This window comes from Pseudomonas sp. H9, from assembly GCF_004353925.1.
In the GTDB taxonomy this organism is placed as follows: domain Bacteria; phylum Pseudomonadota; class Gammaproteobacteria; order Pseudomonadales; family Pseudomonadaceae; genus Aquipseudomonas.
Genome location: NZ_SMOK01000012.1, coordinates 61,036 through 79,529 on the forward strand (window position 1 = coordinate 61,036; position 18,494 = coordinate 79,529).

At 48.4% G+C, this 18,494-nt stretch carries 19 protein-coding genes and 2 pseudogenes; 9 read left to right on the top strand and 12 right to left on the bottom strand.

What is annotated here, in order from left to right; translation table 11 throughout:
• Positions 1-189 precede the first annotated feature (189 nt).
• Positions 190-831 carry a hypothetical protein gene (locus tag E1573_RS10825; RefSeq protein ID WP_133213466.1) on the top strand — a complete coding sequence of 214 codons (642 nt, stop codon included), beginning with the start codon at positions 190-192 and terminating at the stop codon, positions 829-831.
• Between the two features lie 68 nt (positions 832-899).
• Here E1573_RS10825 and E1573_RS10830 read toward each other — a convergent pair whose 3' ends face one another.
• The 3 genes and pseudogenes from E1573_RS10830 to E1573_RS10840 form a co-directional block, all read right to left on the bottom strand.
• Positions 900-2,432, bottom strand: coding sequence for a SulP family inorganic anion transporter (locus E1573_RS10830; protein WP_133213468.1), 1,533 nt, complete (start codon positions 2,430-2,432; stop codon positions 900-902).
• A 185-nt stretch (positions 2,433-2,617) separates the two neighbouring features.
• Entirely contained in the window at positions 2,618-3,337 is a 720-nt protein-coding gene (locus E1573_RS10835; protein ID WP_133213470.1) for a carbonic anhydrase, read from the bottom strand.
• 245 nt (positions 3,338-3,582) lie between these two features.
• A pseudogene (locus tag E1573_RS10840) lies at positions 3,583-4,419 on the bottom strand (PA0069 family radical SAM protein); the annotation flags it as partial.
• A 38-nt stretch (positions 4,420-4,457) separates the two neighbouring features.
• On the opposite strand from E1573_RS10840, the gene E1573_RS10845 reads away from it, so the two are divergent.
• The 3 genes from E1573_RS10845 (at position 4,458) to E1573_RS10855 (ending at position 8,643) form a co-directional block, all read left to right on the top strand.
• On the top strand, positions 4,458-6,059 hold the full coding sequence (locus tag E1573_RS10845) for a recombinase family protein (protein WP_133213472.1): 1,602 nt from the start codon (positions 4,458-4,460) through the stop codon (positions 6,057-6,059).
• Between the two features lie 291 nt (positions 6,060-6,350).
• A complete protein-coding gene (locus E1573_RS10850) occupies positions 6,351-6,764 on the top strand; it encodes a hypothetical protein (protein WP_133213474.1) in 414 nt (137 codons plus the stop codon).
• 1 nt (position 6,765) lies between these two features.
• Complete coding sequence (locus E1573_RS10855) at positions 6,766-8,643, top strand: relaxase/mobilization nuclease domain-containing protein (RefSeq protein ID WP_133213476.1); 1,878 nt, start codon at positions 6,766-6,768, stop codon at positions 8,641-8,643.
• Positions 8,644-8,667: 24 nt separating this feature from the next.
• Here the strand turns inward: E1573_RS10855 and E1573_RS10860 are convergent, their stop codons facing one another.
• A complete protein-coding gene (locus E1573_RS10860) occupies positions 8,668-9,222 on the bottom strand; it encodes a hypothetical protein (RefSeq protein ID WP_133213478.1) in 555 nt (184 codons plus the stop codon).
• A gap of 19 nt (positions 9,223-9,241) precedes the next feature.
• Positions 9,242-10,117: a hypothetical protein gene (locus tag E1573_RS10865; RefSeq protein ID WP_133213480.1), complete on the bottom strand. Its 876-nt coding sequence runs from the start codon at positions 10,115-10,117 to the stop codon at positions 9,242-9,244.
• A 549-nt stretch (positions 10,118-10,666) separates the two neighbouring features.
• Between E1573_RS10865 and E1573_RS10870 the strand changes: the two genes are divergently transcribed.
• Positions 10,667-11,290 (top strand): hypothetical protein, encoded by a 624-nt coding sequence (locus E1573_RS10870; RefSeq protein ID WP_133213482.1) that lies wholly within the window; start codon positions 10,667-10,669, stop codon positions 11,288-11,290.
• A gap of 65 nt (positions 11,291-11,355) precedes the next feature.
• On the opposite strand, the gene E1573_RS10875 is transcribed toward E1573_RS10870, so the two are convergent.
• The 5 genes and pseudogenes from E1573_RS10875 to prlC all read right to left on the bottom strand — a co-directional run bounded on the left by E1573_RS10875 (position 11,356) and on the right by prlC (position 14,749).
• Positions 11,356-11,691: a hypothetical protein gene (locus tag E1573_RS10875; protein WP_133213484.1), complete on the bottom strand. Its 336-nt coding sequence runs from the start codon at positions 11,689-11,691 to the stop codon at positions 11,356-11,358.
• 18 nt (positions 11,692-11,709) lie between these two features.
• Positions 11,710-12,015 carry a hypothetical protein gene (locus E1573_RS10880; RefSeq protein ID WP_133213486.1) on the bottom strand — a complete coding sequence of 102 codons (306 nt, stop codon included), beginning with the start codon at positions 12,013-12,015 and terminating at the stop codon, positions 11,710-11,712.
• 56 nt (positions 12,016-12,071) lie between these two features.
• A pseudogene (locus E1573_RS10885) lies at positions 12,072-12,350 on the bottom strand (radical SAM protein); the annotation flags it as partial.
• 72 nt (positions 12,351-12,422) lie between these two features.
• A complete protein-coding gene (locus E1573_RS10890) occupies positions 12,423-12,701 on the bottom strand; it encodes a YheV family putative zinc ribbon protein (RefSeq protein ID WP_133213488.1) in 279 nt (92 codons plus the stop codon).
• The gene (gene prlC / locus E1573_RS10895; protein ID WP_133213490.1) at positions 12,698-14,749 is read right to left on the bottom strand and encodes an oligopeptidase A; all 2,052 of its coding nucleotides are present in this window, start codon (positions 14,747-14,749) and stop codon (positions 12,698-12,700) included. The genes E1573_RS10890 and prlC overlap by 4 nt, the downstream gene beginning before the upstream one ends.
• A 91-nt stretch (positions 14,750-14,840) precedes the next feature.
• On the opposite strand from prlC, the gene E1573_RS10900 reads away from it, so the two are divergent.
• Both E1573_RS10900 and E1573_RS10905 read left to right on the top strand, forming a co-directional pair.
• A complete protein-coding gene (locus E1573_RS10900; protein ID WP_133213492.1) occupies positions 14,841-15,389 on the top strand; it encodes a gamma carbonic anhydrase family protein in 549 nt (182 codons plus the stop codon).
• Between the two features lie 29 nt (positions 15,390-15,418).
• Positions 15,419-16,069, top strand: coding sequence for an HAD family hydrolase (locus E1573_RS10905; protein ID WP_133213494.1), 651 nt, complete (start codon positions 15,419-15,421; stop codon positions 16,067-16,069).
• A gap of 27 nt (positions 16,070-16,096) precedes the next feature.
• Here the strand turns inward: E1573_RS10905 and E1573_RS10910 are convergent, their stop codons facing one another.
• Complete coding sequence (locus E1573_RS10910) at positions 16,097-17,206, bottom strand: aminopeptidase (RefSeq protein WP_133213496.1); 1,110 nt, start codon at positions 17,204-17,206, stop codon at positions 16,097-16,099.
• A 67-nt stretch (positions 17,207-17,273) separates the two neighbouring features.
• On the opposite strand from E1573_RS10910, the gene E1573_RS10915 reads away from it, so the two are divergent.
• Together E1573_RS10915 and E1573_RS10920 are read left to right on the top strand one after the other, a co-directional pair.
• Positions 17,274-17,690: a hypothetical protein gene (locus E1573_RS10915; RefSeq protein ID WP_133213498.1), complete on the top strand. Its 417-nt coding sequence runs from the start codon at positions 17,274-17,276 to the stop codon at positions 17,688-17,690.
• Between the two features lie 53 nt (positions 17,691-17,743).
• On the top strand, positions 17,744-18,157 hold the full coding sequence (locus tag E1573_RS10920) for a hypothetical protein (protein ID WP_133213500.1): 414 nt from the start codon (positions 17,744-17,746) through the stop codon (positions 18,155-18,157).
• A 3-nt stretch (positions 18,158-18,160) separates the two neighbouring features.
• Here E1573_RS10920 and E1573_RS10925 read toward each other — a convergent pair whose 3' ends face one another.
• Entirely contained in the window at positions 18,161-18,394 is a 234-nt protein-coding gene (locus E1573_RS10925; protein WP_133213502.1) for a DUF1161 domain-containing protein, read from the bottom strand.
• Between the last annotated feature and the right edge of the window lie 100 nt (positions 18,395-18,494).

Genomic DNA, 18,494 nt, shown 5'->3' on the forward strand with positions numbered 1-18,494 from the left:
ATTCACCGGCCCGCGTTTGAACGTTTGCGCATGAGGCCGTGATTTATCTGGGGTGGAAGCACAATGATGGCATTTCGATATAATTTGTGACTATAAGCGCCAAACGGTTATGAAAAATACGTCTTAGCGGTTTTCAGATCCACGCTACCTTATGTCTTCCGTTTGTCACGTCTTTACCCTGGAGTTGTCATGAACATCGCCGCTTTGCGCGAGCAGATTACCCGTGCCCATCAACATGAGACCGAAACCGGCCAACTGAAAGAACAACTGATCAAGCAACTACCGCACCTGCATCCGTCGATCCAACTGCCGGAAATCGACGCTCAAGGCGCTTTGGCCCGTTTCGTCAGCGCCTACATTGAACAGGTCCCGGAAATGCTTGAAGCGGCCAATGAAGTGGCCCGCGAAGCTGGCATCGAATCGCAGATCAAACCGGTGCTGAAAATCGCTGAGCAGTACTTCCTGCAACCACCCGCCATCACCAACGCTCATCTGGGCCTTGGCTGCCTGCTGGATGAGGCCTACTTGGCGCATCGCCTGGTGGAAGAAGTGAACGACCTGTACATCAAGCACTTCCAGCAACCGCTGATCCCGTTGGACACCACCGTCGCCAACCTGATTGCCCACCAGTTGATCGGTGAAGAATTCGCCAACCAGCTGGACGAAGTGGTGCATCACTCGGTCGACGAAATGCTCAACGAGGATAGCTTTGCTCTGGAATCAGTAGAGCAATACCGCGAAAAGCTCAGCAGCCCTGACACGGGCGCAGCCTGGAAACGCTGGCCTTGCCTGTCACGGCAACTGGGCGTTGGGCTGGATCAGCCGGCGTGAGGGGAGGTAAACACATCGCGGGGCAAGCCCGCTCCCACCGGTGGGAGCGGGCTTGCCCCGCGATAGCTTCAAGTCCCCAAGCCAACCGTCGTACGCACCCGCCCTTCGACCCGACGCTTGAGCCGACGCTGCTCGATTAGCAAGCGTGAGCCGTTGCCAGCATTGGCTCGCCCCCAATCCTCAAGCAGCTCAAGGCAGGAGTGATCGATATAGCTGAGATTGGCCAAGGGCACATGCAGCGTAGTTCCCGCCGGAATCCCCTCAAGTGCCCGCGCCAGTGCCGGCACCTTGAGGAAGGTCGCCGAGCCACTCATGCGCAACTCCAGGTGACCTGCTGCCTCAAGGCTGACCACACTGATCTTCAGACGTGCAGCCTTGAGCGCCAGCTTGAGCAAAGTCAGGGCGAAACCGAGCAAGACACCGGTCAGAAGGTCGGTGAGAATGATCGCCAGCGCTGTAGCGGCATAAGTGAACATCGGCATTCGGCCATACCGGCCCAGGTCTTTGAACGCCTTGAAATTGACCAGTTTGATACCGGTGTACACCAGCACACCCGCCAGGCTGGCCACCGGTATCTGTTGCAACACACTGCTCAATACCACGACAAAGGCCAGTAACCAGACCCCATGCAAAATCGCCGACAAACGTGTCCGCGCCCCCGCTTGAACGTTCGCCGAGCTGCGCACAATGACCCCAGTCATAGGCAGTGCGCCGAGTAATCCACAGAGCATATTGCCCAGCCCCTGGGCCGATAGCTCACGATCAAAATCCGAACGCTGACCGTTGTGCATACGATCCACTGCAGCCGCCGACAACAAGGTTTCAGCACTGGCGATAAAAGCCAGAGCAAAGGCTGCAACCAGCAGGTGCGGGTCGGCAAGATTGAGCAGGTCGGTCGGGCGTAACCAGTCGATCGCTTCGCTCAGGTCGGCAGGCACTTGGACACGGTTAACCGGCAGCGCCAACCAAATACTGACGACGGTCATTACCGCGACGCCAAGCAATGCACCAGGCACAAAACGCAACGCCTGCGGCCGAAAGCGCTCCCAGGCCCACATCAGCCCAATGGTGCCCAACCCCAGCAGTGCAGCCTTCCAGCCGTCACCAGGCTGCTCAAACGGTAGCGCCTGACTGACCGTGGCCGGGAACGCCACCAGATTGGCCAGCCCGGACGGCTGCGGTGCGCTGTCGAACAACACATGCACTTGAGACAAGACAATCAGCACACCGATACCCGCCAGCATGCCGTAGACCACGGCCGGCGCCGTCACCCGGAACCAACAGCCCAAACGCAAGCGCCCGGCCAGTAATTGCAACAAGCCCGCCAGCAGCAGGATGGGGCCAAGCATAGCCACGCCATGCTGACGTACCAACTCAAACACCAGCACGGCCAAACCCGCAGCCGGGCCGCTGACTTGCAGCGGAGAGCCGGCCAGCCAGCCGACCACGATGCCACCAATAATCCCGGTTATCAGGCCTTTGGCGGGGGGCATCCCCGAAGCAATGGCGATCCCCATGCACAAGGGCAGGGCGACCAGAAAGACCACTACCGATGCCAGCAATTCACGCGGCAATGCCGCTTTGATCTGTGTTTTGTTCACCGTGTCACTCCTTCTCTCACGTTCAAGGCCATTCCAATGGCCAGTCGCACACCCCTGACAGACGAGCAGGTGCATACCGCCAGCAAACCGGCAGGGCAGTCAGGGAAATTCAAGGCAGCCGATGACCAGGCCGCACCGGTGAGGTGCAGCCGTCAATCAGCGTGTCGCGGGGGTGTCAGGGGCGCTTAGTAGCGGCCTTTCGGGGTGGCGCTGGGAATAGGCTGACCGGCAGTCAGCGGCAGGAAACTGTCGCTCGAGGCGTCATAGGCCTCGATCTGGCTGGTTTCAATGTCGTAAATCCAGCCGTGAATGTGGAGCTGGCCGGCTGCCAGACGCGAAGCAACCGAAGGGTGCGTGCGCAGGTGCTGCAACTGAGCGATGACGTTTTCTTTGGTCAGCACTTGCATGCTTTCATGCTCGCTGCCGCAAGAGCAGTTGTCTTCAACCACCGTGCGGGCAACTTCGGCGTGGCGCAGCCAGGCTTTGACCGTTGGCATCTTCTCCAGGCTCTGTGGGTTGAGTACCGCACGCATGGCGCCACAGTCGGAATGACCGCACACGATGATGTGGTGAACACCAAGGGCCAGCACGGCATATTCGATGGCGGTAGACACACCACCGTTCATCTGACCGTAGGGTGGCACCACGTTACCGACGTTACGGGTAACGAACAGGTCGCCAGGCGAACTTTGGGTAATCAACTCGGGCACGATGCGCGAGTCGGCACAGGTGATGAACATTGCCCGAGGCTTTTGCGCGGTGGCCAGCTTCTTGAAAAGCTCCTGCTGCTCAGGGAAAACCTCATGGTGGAACCGCAGAAAGCCATCGACGATATGCTTCAGGGCAGCGTCAGCGCTCTCTGCGGGTACATCCGGAACGACCTTGGATGGGTCCTTGATGGGCATGATTCATCCTCTTTGACGTTTTTAGGTTAAGTCCATTCTACCGGGTTGATGATTCAAACAACGCATGTCATTTGGATGACCGGCGTGCACCAACAATCACATCTGTTGTTGGCTGATTTCTTACGCTACCCGGGAAAACTTAACTGAAACTGAATTGCGCAGCTCTAGGGCGCGGCTTTCAGCGATTCAAAGAGATGCCAAAATAGTATCAAAAAAACATCAGTGGCCAATACCCATTATCGAAATCAGAGCAACGACATCTGCCTGCCAGGCGGACAAAATGCACTGCAATCCAGCGAATAACCTTCGCGCTGGTTCAACCCGAGACGGCGAATAGCCTTACTGAACCGCTGTGCCAACAACTCGGCAAACACGCCTTCACCGCGCATGCGCGCACCAAAGCGACTGTCATATAAATCACCGCCACGGCTTTGGCGGATCAAGCTCAATACATGGTTCGCCCGTTGCGGGTAATGGTCCTGCAGCCACTGCTCGAACAACGGCGCAACTTCCAGCGGCAAGCGCAGCAACATGTAGGCAGCACTCCTGGCGCCGTTAGCCTTAGCGGCTTCCAGCAAGTGCTCCAGCTCACTGTCGTTGATCATTGGGATCATCGGCGAGCACAGAACGCCGACGGGAATGCCAGCCTCGGTCAACACCCGAATTGCCCGTAACCGCGCCTTGGGCGCCGCCGCACGCGGCTCCAGCGTGCGCTTGAGTTCATCGTCGAGCGTCGTCAGGCTGATCATCACCGACACCAGGCGCTGCTGAGCAAGCTCGGTAAGCAGATCAAGGTCGCGCAGAATCAGTGAGCCTTTGGTGACGATGGTGACCGGATGGCGATAGCGCAGCAGTACCTCAAGCAAGCGCCGGGTCAACTGCTGCTCGCGCTCGATAGGCTGATACGGATCCGTGTTGGAACCTAGGTTGATCGGTGCGCAAACGTAGCCCGGCTTGCTCAATTGCTGCTCAAGCACTGCCGCTGCATTAGTTTTAGCGATCAGCTTGGTTTCGAAGTCCAGCCCTGGAGACATGTCCCAATAAGCATGGCTGGGGCGCGCATAGCAGTAGATACAGACGTGCTATGTTATTGGTTCCACTCTCCAAGATTGGTTAAAAAATGACCAAAAAGTGCTTTCCTTATGTTCGTTTCTCATCTACCCGCCAGGAAGATGGATCAACGAGAACACGCCAAAATGAGCTTATAGAGGCGTTTGTGGCCAAGCACGGCTTGGAGGTAGATCGACACCTTGAAGACGCCGGAACGTCTGCTTTTCACGGTAAACACGCTGGTTCCGATGGTGTGCTTGGTCAGTTTCTCAAAGAGGTAAGGAAAGGAGAAATTGAAAAAGGTTCTTATCTACTTATAGAGAACTTTGACCGATTATCACGGGATAAAATCGTTCGTAGTAATAAGATTTTTACTGACCTTTTATTTTCAGGCATCAAGATAGTCATTCTTGATAAGAATAAAATTTATGATGCCGATAATCTTGATTTTGGTGATTGGATTACTGCTCTTGTTGAATTTGAAAGGGCTAACGCAGAAAGTCAGCGTAAAAGTGATTTTTCAAGCAAGGCTTGGAAACTCAATAGAGATAAGATGCACAATGGTGAAATCGTCACTAAAAAAGTTCCTACTTGGCTAAAAGTAGAAAACAACACATTCATCATTGATGAAGTGAAAATTGACAGAGTAAGAACACTTTTCAGGCTTTCCCTTTCCAAAGGCTTACAAGAAGCAACCAAAGAATATAATTCACTTTATGGTGAAAAACTTGCTATTCATCAGGCTCAATATCTATTGAGCAATAGAAAATTGATTGGTGAGCATCAGCCCCAAAAAATTCATTACAACGAAAATGGTCGGCTCATTAGAAAAGATGAAGGAAATCCCATTCCAGATTATTACCCGCAGGTAATAGATGAAGATTTGTTTTTAAAGGTTCAATCCGTCATCACATCAAGAAAACCATTTTCAGGTAGATATTCAGCTCAAAGATATAATGTTTTCCGTGATTTAATTTTTTGCCGTTTTTGTGGCGGAACTATTCGCTATATGAACAAAGGCGAAAGAGATTATTTTATTTGCACAAACTCGATGACAGGCAAATGCGGTTTAAAAGGCCAGCAGTCAATTCGTGGTAAAAAAGTATTTGGCCGATTTTTTAAATTCACTAACGGCATCAATATCGGAACACTATTAGAAGAAAATACAAACGCCGATGAAATCAAAAATGAATTGATGAAATTGCAGAACCAAAAAACCAAAATCTCTAATCGCCTTGATGATTTTAAATCGCAAATCAAAAAGATGATTATGGAAGGTGAAACCATTCCAGAAACATACAATGAGATTATTGTTGATTTAGAAAGTAGCATCATAAAATATGATGCTGAAATTGAAATCAAAAACAAAGAACTCGACAAGATTATTTCTTCATTCAAGTCATTCTATGATTTACAAGGGATTGATATTGAAAAAATCATCTATGACAAATCACAAGAAGCAATTGAAAAAAGAGTTCAATACAATAATGAGCTAAAAAATATCATCAAGAAAATCCAGATTGATTACTTGAATGATATTTTACATGTAGAGTTTTCCAATGGTGTTAATCGCCACATTCTCAATGATGAATTGGCAAATGAATACAATAAAGATGAAATTGAAAATTCTTGGGCTAGCGTAGTTAAATCTATTGCCCAAAAAACTAATTAACCAGTTTTTATTTTCAGTTATCCAAGGCCACTATTTAGTGGCCTTTTTTGTTCCCTGATATACGCCTTTTGTTTTCATTATTCCTGTTATCAATTTAAATGGCAGTCCACGCCACTTGAAAACATTAAAATATATGATACAACATTTATATGGCATTCTAATTATATGCGAGCAATAACAATGGAGTGCCACTTCGTGGACTTCCATTGTTGCTCGATTTTCTTCACTTCGTTTAGAAAATGGTAAAGCGGAAAGACTGCCACAATTAAGATAACAATTTAAGGTGATTACATGAGTGATATATTTCCAGATAAGGAGAAGAAAAAAGTAAATAGAAGTAAAGGTTCTACCATTACGATTAGAACAACAGAGAAGACAGCAGACGCTTTCCAAGAATTGAAACAGGCAACAGGTTTAACATATGAACAGTTGATTGAAAAAATAATTTCAGATGGTTTTGGCAACATTATAAAAGTTAATAGCACGGCCTTAAAAGAAACATACGCAAATTTTGAGAAGAAAATTTCCGAACCATATAACAATCTAAATCAAATAGCCAAGCATTGTAATAGTGGTGGAATAATTACGAATGAGCAATGGAACACATTAGAAAATATTGAAAAATTATTCGGCCAATTGCTTGGATACTTACGCAATCAAAAGAACGCCATAAGTATAGAAAAAAGAAATAACTCAAAGGAGTAATATGATAAGAAAGAAAGCCAGCAGCCAAAAAACAAAAAGAGGAATTAAGAGAACAGCCAATTACATTCTTAAAGATAAAGGCTGCTGCCTTTATGAAGCCAGTTTTATTCATAGACCAAACATCATCAAAGACGATTTAGTAAATAGATTATCAAGTGAAATTGATGATGATGTTAATTTTTACAACAACAATAGAAAAATAGGTTCTACCCAGCAAGTAAGAACATATCACGACATAGTAAGTTTTCACACTAATGATGATATGAACCCACAAAAGGCATTACAGATTGCAAAAGAACTTTATGAAAAAACTCATAATCTCAGCAATCGCAAATACTTGATGGCTGTTCATAATGACACAGATGAAATGCACGTCCATATCATTTGGTCAGTTAGAGATAACAACGGAAAGACTTACAAGCAAAAAGATGATTATCGCATCATTGAAATTGAATGCGATAAGTTAGAAGATAAACACAAATTGATTAAGCCAAAAAATAGAAAAGCAACATCTAAAAATAAAAATGACATTGAAAAACTTCCATCGACTAATGAAAGAATGCTTGATGTTAGAGGTATAGTTTCTAATAAGCAGCAAATGAAAGACGCTTTAAAGCCTTATCTTGATAATGCTTCCAGTCCTTCCGATTTTATCAACCAAATAACCGAGAATGGCTTTAATGTCATTCACAATGGTAAATCATCTTTCTCCATTCAACTCGATGACCAAATATTCAAAGCATCAGAGTTAAATCTTTCCTATAAAACCTTGAAAGCAAAACTCGGAGAAGATGAAGAATTCGAGAATACTTTATCTAAAAAGCATCAAGTAAAAAAACAAGTCGAAGATTGCTTTTTAATATCAAGTGATACAAAGCCTGATTTTATGAATAGGGTAAACCCTAAATCAGTGTTAAGCACGAAATTCAAATATGAACAACACAATGACAAGGTTGAATATTTCTACAACACATACAACAGCAAAAAATCTTTTGAATACTATAAAGACCCTTCAAAAGTCTTATTCAATGACACATCAAGACAATCAGCAAAAGCAGGTTTGCAAAGATTGCTTGCTGATTCAAACCCACCAAGCACCTTTACAGTGAGTGGCGGAAACCATTTTAAGAAGAATATATGGCTTGAATTTCAGTTGATGGGATTGGAAGCCAAAGGCTTTAAATTAGAAGGTTATCAACCTAAACCAGCCGATTTAGAAGAATTGAAGAAAATCCAAGAGCAATATGCTTCAATGAATAAAAAGGTTGAGCCTAAACAACCAGAAATGGCCATAGAAGCCCCTAAATCAGTTTTCGCTATACCTACCCAGGAAAAAACTAAACCACTTCAAAAAGCACCAGAGAAGCCACCAGTTGAAGAGGTTGACACCGTTCGCAAGCAATTTAATGACTTGTTGAACAGTATAACGCCTGCAATGCTCTGCGTTGCTCATAAAACCCTTACCTGTAAATCTTGTTTTGGTTCTAATTTTGAGAATGCACCAGAGCAAAAGATTGAAGATTTCCGCCGTGTTAATCGTGAATTACCACAATTTAAAGAAGAATTTTCAAAAGAAATTGAAGAGAAAAAAGTCTTTCTTGAAAATCAACACAGTTTTCAGCGTAGATATAACAACTACCAACAAGAAAAGAGAATTGAAGAAGAAAGAAATAAACCAGCTCAACCAGTTGAAAAGCCTATTCAACCTGAACCAGTTAAAAAACAAAATTCAACAGAATTCGGAAATTCCAATTCTTATGAAGAATTGATTAGGAGAATGCAAGAACAAGAGAAATTGAAGAGAGAAGCACAAGCAAGAAATGAACAAGAGAAAGAAAAAAAGCAGAAATCAAGGAAAACAAACAGATATACACCTTAATAATAAAAGCCCATCAGGGCTTTATTATTTACCATCGTAAATCTTTATATCCTGATATGATTTTGCGAAACCATTTGCAGCATTACCAAATGTTTGATTTAAACAAGCATTCCCAACCGCAGGCGTTTTAAATATCAATTCTGTTTTTATCCCGCTTAGGCTTGCGTCTGAAACTACACAACCACCTGATGCTTTTGAAATGTTCATAGTGCAAACATTTGCCGTATAGACACAATCAAAGCCGGTATTACTCAAATAATAATCTCTACCGCTTTCAAGTATTGTTTCAACAATCATCATATTTGGATATGTGTATATTTTTGATGCTTTGTTTGCAGAGTAAAAACCCTTGTATGTCACAACGTCTTCAAAGAATGACACTTGACTGACAAGACTTCGTTGAGGCGTTTCAGGCTCTGGCGGGGTTGTTTCAGTGATACCAGTAAACACTATTGAGCGATTAGGTAAATGCCCACCACCATCTATTTCAAGTGGTATTTGAACCCTAAACGCAGCATTCGCAGAGAATGCTGTAATCATCATTGTTGCTGCTAATATTGCTTTAATTTCATTCTTCATATAGTCCTTATGTTGTTAATTAAAATGGTAATTCTTCATCACAGATAGATGATTCATCAGTATTGCTTTTAGGTTTTTCTGCAACCGTTGGTAAAAAACCTTTTCTTACTTTTTCAAACTCAACCAAATAACCAGTTAATTCCCTACCTTCCTTGATAGGCTCAACAGATTTCAAGAACTCTATTTTAATTAGTTCTTCGTGAGCTTTCTTTATATACTCATATGTTTTTGTCTTTGTTGAAAAATTGCTTTGCAATCTATCTAATATGTCGGAAATCTTAAATCTAACACTATCAGCGTAGTGATTAGTTAGATAGAACATATATAGAACCCTTGCATAATCCCCTTCAATTTCTTTGAACTTATCGAACTTAAAATTAAAGATTAGGTCAGTGTCGTGCTTGTAAAAATTCTCAAATTCTTTATTGAATGTAATGACTGTATTTTCTTTATCATTAGCATCTTCAACGATATTATTCAGCAAATGACACTTGTAAGTAATAGAGTCATATCTAAATTCAAGATAAAATTTCATCATATTCTTTAATGACTTTCTTAACTTCTCTATATACACCTTTTTATTGCTTGGGTGGACTTTATGAAATTTCATAAAGTGCTTCATATTTATTGTGAATGTGAGCTTGTCTGACTTCAATTTCTTTTGAAGAATGTAATAGAAAACATCAAAATCGAAATTCACAGACAAAGGTATAAAGTCCATTTCAACATCTTCATAAGAATAGAATTTGTCTATTTTTATAGTTACCCTTTCTTTCTTTGAGTTCTTTACAGATTGAAAAATTGGAAGATGAAGGATTGACTTTGCAAAAGTCATATACTTGTCTTGTGCATAAATACTTTTTGAAGTTTGAAATTGATTAAATATTAAATCCATAGGGCATCCTTTTGTTGATTATATACATATATCAAACCATAGATTTTATATAAGTCAATAGAACTACGCGGGGAGTATTCGAATAGCACTATAATGCTACATATTACGCGGGGAGTATTTTACATATAATGCGGGGAGTATTTACATATTACGCGGGGAGTATTGGTTGTTTTTTTGGCTTAAAATCAGCATAAATCAGTGCCCTTAAATACTCTTAAATACTTTTATTGAATTCGAATATGTTTTTTTGATTTCAGCAGAGCACGCCCTAACGGGCTAAAACCACTGGAATAAGCGAACGAAGTTCGCAGATTTGAGAAGCGAAGCGAAGCAAATCATAAAACGAAGTTTTTCAGTGCGTTTTGCATAATGGTTATTTACAGATAATTACATATTACGCGGGGAGTATTTAATACAAACCCTAGAAAATCCGGTGCATAGAGCCACCCATATATCTCCTGAAAATATATTTAAAAAGTTCCTCCGACTTTCTTGACATTATATATTTATATGGGAAAATATAAGTAAGAGAATAAGAAAGAGGAATATATGAGTGAAGATAATAGAAAGTTTGATAGGTATATTGGTGAAATAAACGACCTTTTAGTTTCTTATGTCAATAAAGAAACTGCTTATGATGTTTGTAGTGTGTATTTGATTGATGATTATGACGCTTATTTGTCAATCATCGAAAAAGTAAAAGAGATTGAAAGCAAATATTCATTTGCTAGAAAAGTCTCTTTTATTGAAGTGCCTAGTAAAACCTTCGCAAAGATAAATGCAACGAATTTCCCATCATTTAAACTTATTAAGTCAAAGAAGTGCTCTACCCTTCTTCTTAATAGTTATGTGAATGAAAACCCTAATCTTGCAGAAATTTTCACAATGGAAAGTGTAAGTACAGGGAAAATCAAATTATATGAGAAGGTTTTCCAAGATTGCCTTTATCTCTCATATAAAGATTATGCGACTAAAGAAACAGTAATAGTCAAAAGAAATATTGGAATTGGAACTGTAATTTTCTCCAATAATCATTTTGCTACTGAAAGAAAAGCAACAATGATGAGAATTGATAGAAAAGAAAACCAGCCAAATGTCATCAAATACAGGGATTGGTATTTGTTAGAAATGGACGATGACATTCAACAATTGGTCAATATGGTTGAGTGCTGACGGCTGGTCATTTAGAACGCTTGAACGAGTTCAACCGTCCTAAAAGACCTTGAATGAACGTATAATTAGAAATCGGCAGTGGCAGGGCATATTGAAACGCTGCTTATACGAATAGCTTTCTCCTGACCTAATACGTTATAAACACAAACTTTGCTCATCCCGTCAGCATATTCGCCCTGTAGAAACCCTTTTCCTGTACCAAAACCCGGCGAACTGTCACTAATGGATATTTGGCAAATTTCTGCTGCATTTACGGTGTAGACTTTCCCGTTGTCATACTTACAATATCTGTAAGCCCCGTTTACACCCATATCTTGAATTAGATTATAGTTCCAAGCATACGCTTGGAATGAGGCAATAAAGCCGAAAAACAATACCGCATTCCTAATTCCATTTATCATAAATATTTTCCAAATTGATTAGAGAAGTGCAAATATTTCATCATCATTCCACCCAAGGACTTTCTTTTTAGATTCTTGAAAGCCATTGGCGGAACGCTCGGCCATTTTACGGACAGCATTGCCCCTTTCACGCCGAGAAAGTTCAGGCTTACTTTTTAGAACTTTATCATAAGCCTTTTGAATTCTATCGTGGACATCATCAATTTCCAGTTGAAGCACATCTGCTACCCACTTATCTAAAGTGATAGTCGTTTTTTCCCCAAACTCATTAGTTATTTGATAGTTAGTTTTACCATCTGGATATTGAAACAACTCATAGGTCATATTTTTCTATCCTATGCAGAGGCTGAACGCGAAGACCTATCTTCACATAAGCAAGGATAGGCAGACAAAGGTTTCTCAATGGAACCTATCGCGTAGCATATCCAGCCGTGCTCGCATCCGCGATAAGGATTGATCGAGCGATCAAAGGGCAGGTCGGGCGAGTTGTTGCGGGTGATGATGGTCTTGGCCGTTTCGCTGCGGACTTCGGTACCTTGGGTCAGGGGCACTTCCTGATACCAGCCGTCGTCTTCAGCCACAGAACGGCTCGGGGCGAAGCGGTTGTGCGGATTGCTCGCGGTGCCACGGCCACGCACAGGCCCTTGAGGAGTAAACATAACAACGCCCCGATACTGTTTTTATATACAGTACACGGGGCGCTGATGTGATGCCAGTACCGCCGGGCCGCTTTACTCGGCTGGCTTCTTCAACTTCGGGTTGGGGAAGAACTGGACAGTCTGCACCTTCACCTCGGCCGGTTTGACTTCAATCTTGTTGACGCGAGTACCCAGCTCTTTAGGCACCGACAGCCCCTGTTCATTGAGGGTGTCGGTAAACCCACAGGCCACGCATTCACGGTGCGGAACGCTGTCTTCGCTCCACATCATCAGTTTGTCCGGCTCGCTGCACGCCGGGCAGACCGCCCCGGCGATAAAGCGCTTTTTCGTTACTACAGGCCCATCACTCATGCCGCTACTTCCTCACTCAGGCCACAGTGGCGCAAGAGTGCATCGATTGACGGCTCGCGGCCACGGAAGTCGACGAACAGCAGCATCGGCTCCTGGGAACCACCACGCGCCAAAATCGCTTCACGGAAAGCGCGACCGGTTTCAGCATTGAGCACGCCTTCTTCCTCAAAACGCGAGAATGCGTCAGCGGAGAGCACTTCAGCCCACTTGTAGCTGTAGTAGCCGGCGGCATAACCACCCGCAAAGATGTGCGCAAAGCTGTTCGGGAAACGGTTGTATGCCGGTGGGCGCATGACCGAGACCTCGTCGCGGATGCCTTCCAGCACTTCCAGCACACTGCGACCGTCGCCATGACGGGCATGCAGCTCGAAGTCGAACAAGGAAAACTCCAGCTGGCGGACCATCATCAGCCCGGACTGGAAGTTCTTCGCCGCCAGCATCTTTTCCAACAAGTCCTGAGGCAGGGCTGCGCCGGTTTCATAATGCGCGGAAATCAATGCCAGGCCTTCCGGCTCCCAGCACCAGTTTTCCATGAACTGGCTTGGCAACTCGACCGCATCCCAAGCCACGCCGTTGATTCCGGAAACACCGGCATGCTCGATACGGGTCAGCAGGTGGTGCAGGCCATGACCAAATTCGTGGAACAGGGTGGTGACTTCATCGTGGGTCAGCAACGCTGGTTTGCCGGGCGCTGCCGGGGTGAAGTTGCACACCAGGTTGGCCACCGGGCTCTGCAGTTGGCCGTCAGCGGCGCGACGGCGGTCGCGAGCGCCGTCCATCCAGGCACCGCCACGTTTGTTGGCGCGTGCATACAGGTCAAAGAAGAAACGACCAACGTGCTGGCCATTTTCTTTGATTTCGAACAGGCGTACGTCCGGGTGCCAGGTATCGAAACCCTTGAGTTCGGCGATTTCGATGCCGTACAGACGCTGGACGATGGCGAACAGCCCTGACAGCACTTTGTCAATCGGGAAGTAGGCGCGCAGGGTTTCCTGAGAAACGCTGTAGCGTTGTTCCCGGAGTTTTTCACCGTAGAAACCACTGTCCCAGCTTTGCAGATCCGGGCAACCTTGCTCAGCGGCATACGCCTTGAGCTGGGCCAGATCCTGAGCAGCGAAAGGCTTGCTGCGCTTGGCCAGGTCACGCAGGAAACTCAGGACTTGCTCGCTGGACTCGGCCATTTTGGTGGCCAGGCTAAGCTCTGCATAGTTGGTAAAACCGAGCAACTCGGCCAGCTCCTGACGCAAGTCGAGGATTTCGCGCATCACCGGGCCGTTGTCGAACTGGCCAGCATTTGGCCCTTGGTCGGAAGCGCGGGTGCAGTAGGCGGCGTAGATCTCTTCGCGCAGGGTGCGGTCTTCGGCGTAGGTCATCACCGCGTAGTAGCTTGGGAATTCCAGGCTGATCAACCAACCGTCGAGGCCCTTGGCCTGGGCCGCCGCCGCCATCTGGGCCTTGGCCGAGTCAGTCAGGCCAGCCAATGCCGCTTCGTCGGTGACGTGCTTGGTCCAGGCCTGGGTGGCGTCCAGCAGCTGATTGGAGAAACGGCTGCCCAACTCGCTGAGTTTGCTCTGCACTTCGGCATAGCGCTGCTGCTGATCGGCGGGCAGGTCGATACCCGACAAACGGAAGTCACGCAGGGCATGTTCGAGAATAGTCTTTTGCGCGACGTCAAAGCCCGCCGCTTCAGGGCTGGCGATCAGCGCTTCATAAGCCTGGAACAGCTCACGGTTCTGGCCCAGTTCGGTAGCATAGGCGCTCAACGCTGGCAGGCAAGCCTCATAGGCTTCGCGCAACTCGGCGCTGTTGCACACGGCGTTGAGGTGACTGACCGGGCTCCAGGCCGCGCCCAGGCGATCGTTGAGTTCGTCCATCGCCAGCACCAGGCCGGCCCAGCTTGGTTGCTGGCCCTGACGTTTGAGAATGTCGGCAATGGCAGTACGGTTGTCGGCCAGGATCTGTTCAATCGCCGGCTGCACATGCTCGGCACGAATCGCCGAGAAGGGCGGCAAGTCATAAGACTGCAGTAGCGGGTTGGTCGCACTCACGGTTAAACACCTTGGCAGAAGAAACACCGGACCATCTTAATTACAATCGACGCCGACCGCAGCCCTATCCATACCAAAGAGAATTCCTATCATGGCTATCCGCAGCTTCCAGAACCATTCACCACGCCTGGGCGAACGCGCATTCGTGGATCGCAGCGCCGTGGTGCTGGGTGATGTCGAGATCGGTGCCGATAGCTCGGTGTGGCCATTGACGGTGATCCGCGGCGATATGCACCGTATCCGTATCGGTGCACGCACCAGTGTGCAAGATGGTAGTGTGCTGCACATTACTCACGCTGGCCCCTTCAACCCGGAAGGTTTCCCGCTGCTGATCGGCGATGAGGTAACTATTGGTCACAAAGTCATGCTCCACGGCTGCACCCTGGGCAACCGGATCCTGGTCGGTATGGGCAGCACCATCATGGATGGTGCGGTGGTCGAAGACGAAGTGATCATCGGCGCGGGCAGCCTGGTCCCGCCGGGCAAGCGCCTGGAAAGTGGCTTTCTGTATGTCGGCAGTCCGGTCAAACAGGCGCGGGCCCTGACTGAGAAGGAGCGCGCGTTCTTCCCCTACAGCGCCAGCAACTACGTGAAGCTTAAAGACCAGCACCTTGCCGAAGGCTACCACCTGCCTGAGTAAACCGGCCTCCAGCAATTATCGAGACAGCTATGCATCAGCAAAATATCCTCTTTGACCTTGACGGCACCCTGACCGACCCGCGCCTGGGCATTACCCGTTCGATCCAGTACGCCTTGGCCAAACTCGGCATTGACGAGCCGGATCTGGCACGCCTGGAGCACTTCATCGGCCCGCCCTTGCTGCAAGCCTTCATGCAGTTTTACGGCTTCGACGAGGCCAAAGCGTGGGACGCGGTGAACTTTTACCGTGAGCGCTTCAAAGTCACCGGCCTGTACGAGAACCACGTGTTCGATGGTGTTCAGCCATTGCTTGAGGCCCTGAACGGGCAGGGCAGGACGCTGTATATCGCCACGTCTAAGCCCTGGGAGTTTGCCCGTGAGATTGCCCGGCACTTCCAGTTCGATCACCACTTCAAAGTGATCTACGGCAGCGAGTTGGACGGCACCCGCACCAACAAAGTCGAGCTGATCGCTCACCTGCTGGCAGAAGAATCGCTCGACCCCGCCCAGACACTGATGATCGGTGACCGTAAGCACGATCTGATCGGCGCGCGTAGCAATGGCCTTGAAGCGGTGGCAGTGGGGTACGGGTTTGGCAGCCATGAGGAACTGACGGCTGAGCAGCCGGCGTATCACTTCGCAACCTTGAGTGAGCTGCATCAGGCATTTCTGCGCGGTTGAGGGCCTCATCGCGGGACAAGCCCGCTCCTACCGACCGAAGTGGGAGCGGGCTTGCCCCGCGATGCTATTCAACGCCTGACGCCGCGCTTGAAGCGTCAACTTACCCAACGCTTCGACCCGCTCATAAAACACGCCCCAATCACCATCCACCTGCACAAACAGCTGGGCAAACGCCGGCACCCACTGGTCATACAAACCAAACGGCAACAGCTTGGCATTGTTCATCGGCGCATTGATCCAGGCGTCGAAGCGACCTTTACCGCCCCACTGGCTATCGCGCAGTACTCGGTACTCACGACGCAAGCGTTCGAACTCGGCCTGCTTGCCCGCACGTTTGGCTTCTGCGCTCAGTGGCGAGGTATACAACGTTTTGAGCCGTTCCCGGCTGGCCAGCACCAAGGCGATGAACTGGTCACGCTGCTGGCTGCCGTCCTGGGTTTGCAGTGGCAGGCCACGTGCAGCGCGCCACTGTCGTGCCCCTTCCTGTTCAACGAAGGTAGCGAAAGACTCATTGAAGGCAGTGTCGTCCTGCACATACACCCGCTGGTGCGCCAACTCGTGAAAGATCACCGTGGCCAAACGCTCATCACCCCAGCCAAGCATCGAGCTGAGAATCGGGTCATCGAACCAGCCAAGGGTCGAATAGGCTTCCACCCCTGCGACATAAACGTCCAACCCCTTCTGCTTTTGCAGCGCCGCGGCACCGCGCGCCGCGCCCTGGCGGTAATAGCCGCGATAAGCAACGCAACCGGCGATCGGGAAGCAATGGGTTTCAGGTTCGAGGGAAAGCTCTGGGGTCGCGAAGACATTCCAGACCACATACGGACGGCCAATGTCGGCATACACCCGATAACTACGGTTGTCCGGCAGTTTCAGCTGGGCGCTGGCAAACGCCCGGGCCTGCTCGGCCTGAAGCAATTGCTGGCGTAGTTTTTCTGGAGTGCCCGGCTCGGCGACCAGCTCTGCCACAGGCTTGCGGGCCTGTAGCAGGTGTAACTGACCACTGGCCAGTTGCCCGTAGTAACTGATGCTGGAACAACCGCTCAGCAGTCCGAATGCTGCCAAGGGAACCAAATAGCGAAAAAAGCGGTCGAGTGCCCCATGACTTGAGCGCAATAAAAGAAATAGTCGAAGCATCCGCGTCCCGTTTTCCGCTCAAGAGCTCATCAGCTTCAAGACTATCCTGCCCGGCTGGAGTTTTACCATGCGTACACCGCTTGTCATCAGTGGTCTTCTGCTTCTGTCCGGCTGTGCCGGTTTGCTACCTCAACCCGACCCCAACCAGGCTTGGATCGACCTTGCACCCGGCCAGGACGATACCTTGCACGCTCTGCAAGTGGACGAACGTGACTGGGCGGATAAGCGCTATTTTGAAGTATCCCCCGGCAGCCACGAGCTGACGGTGCGCTACCTGTTCCCGGTGACGCCGAGCAACATTGGCCCGGTCAGCGAACCACTGTGGCGCGATTGCCAGCTGAATGTGAAATTCAAGGATTTCGCTGCCGGCCAACGCTATCAGCTGGAGGCAGGCAGTATCGGCTTTCGTCCATGGGCCAAGTTGTATGACGAGCAGCGCAAATTGCTCAGCACAGGGCTACCGGGGGGCTGTCAGCGCACCTGATAGCGTGATTGGCGCTATGCTTAGACTTTGAAGCCTGCATGCAGGAGTTTGCCATGCGCCAGCCAATGATGCTGATTGCAATCAGTGCTCTGGGGGCTTGTGCCAGCCCCTTGCCGCCCGTTGACAGCAAGCAGGCCTGGGTCGACCTCTACACCATGACGCCCGGTAAAACGTTGATGGCGGATCGCCTGGATGGCGAGCACCTCAAAGACGGGCGTTTCTTCCAGGTCACCCCCGGCAAGCACGAACTGACCGTGCGCTTCGATTTCGAGGTGTATTCCGGTGGTTTCTCAATGAATCCGGTAGAGCGCACCTGTTACCTGAAAGTGCGCTACGACCACTTCGAAGCAGGCCAGCGATATCGCCTTGAGGCACGGGCGCCTGCCATGCGCCCCAGTGCCTATCTCTATGACTCCCAACGCAAATTGCTCGCTGAAGAAGCCAACGACATCTTCTGCCTGCCCTGACGCTTAGCGATCATTTTTCTGATAAATGATCTTCTTGGTGCCACCCTCACAGCTACCGACCACCATGTTCTGGTCGTGAACCTCTTCGTTCTTGACGATTTCCAGGGTGTAGGAACTCACATTGTTGGCCTGAATCTTCGCTTCGATCTCAGCCTTGAGCTCTTCACAATTCTTCGGCGCAGCCAGCGCAGAGGTTGCCAGCAGCGAAGTCAGTACGGCGATTGCAACACGGATCATGGGGACAACTCCTTGTGACGGCAGCGATGGTGCCGACACCCATTTGACCACAAGCGCACATCCCGGTTCTGCCCCTCTCTACAGCGCGAATACACGCCAG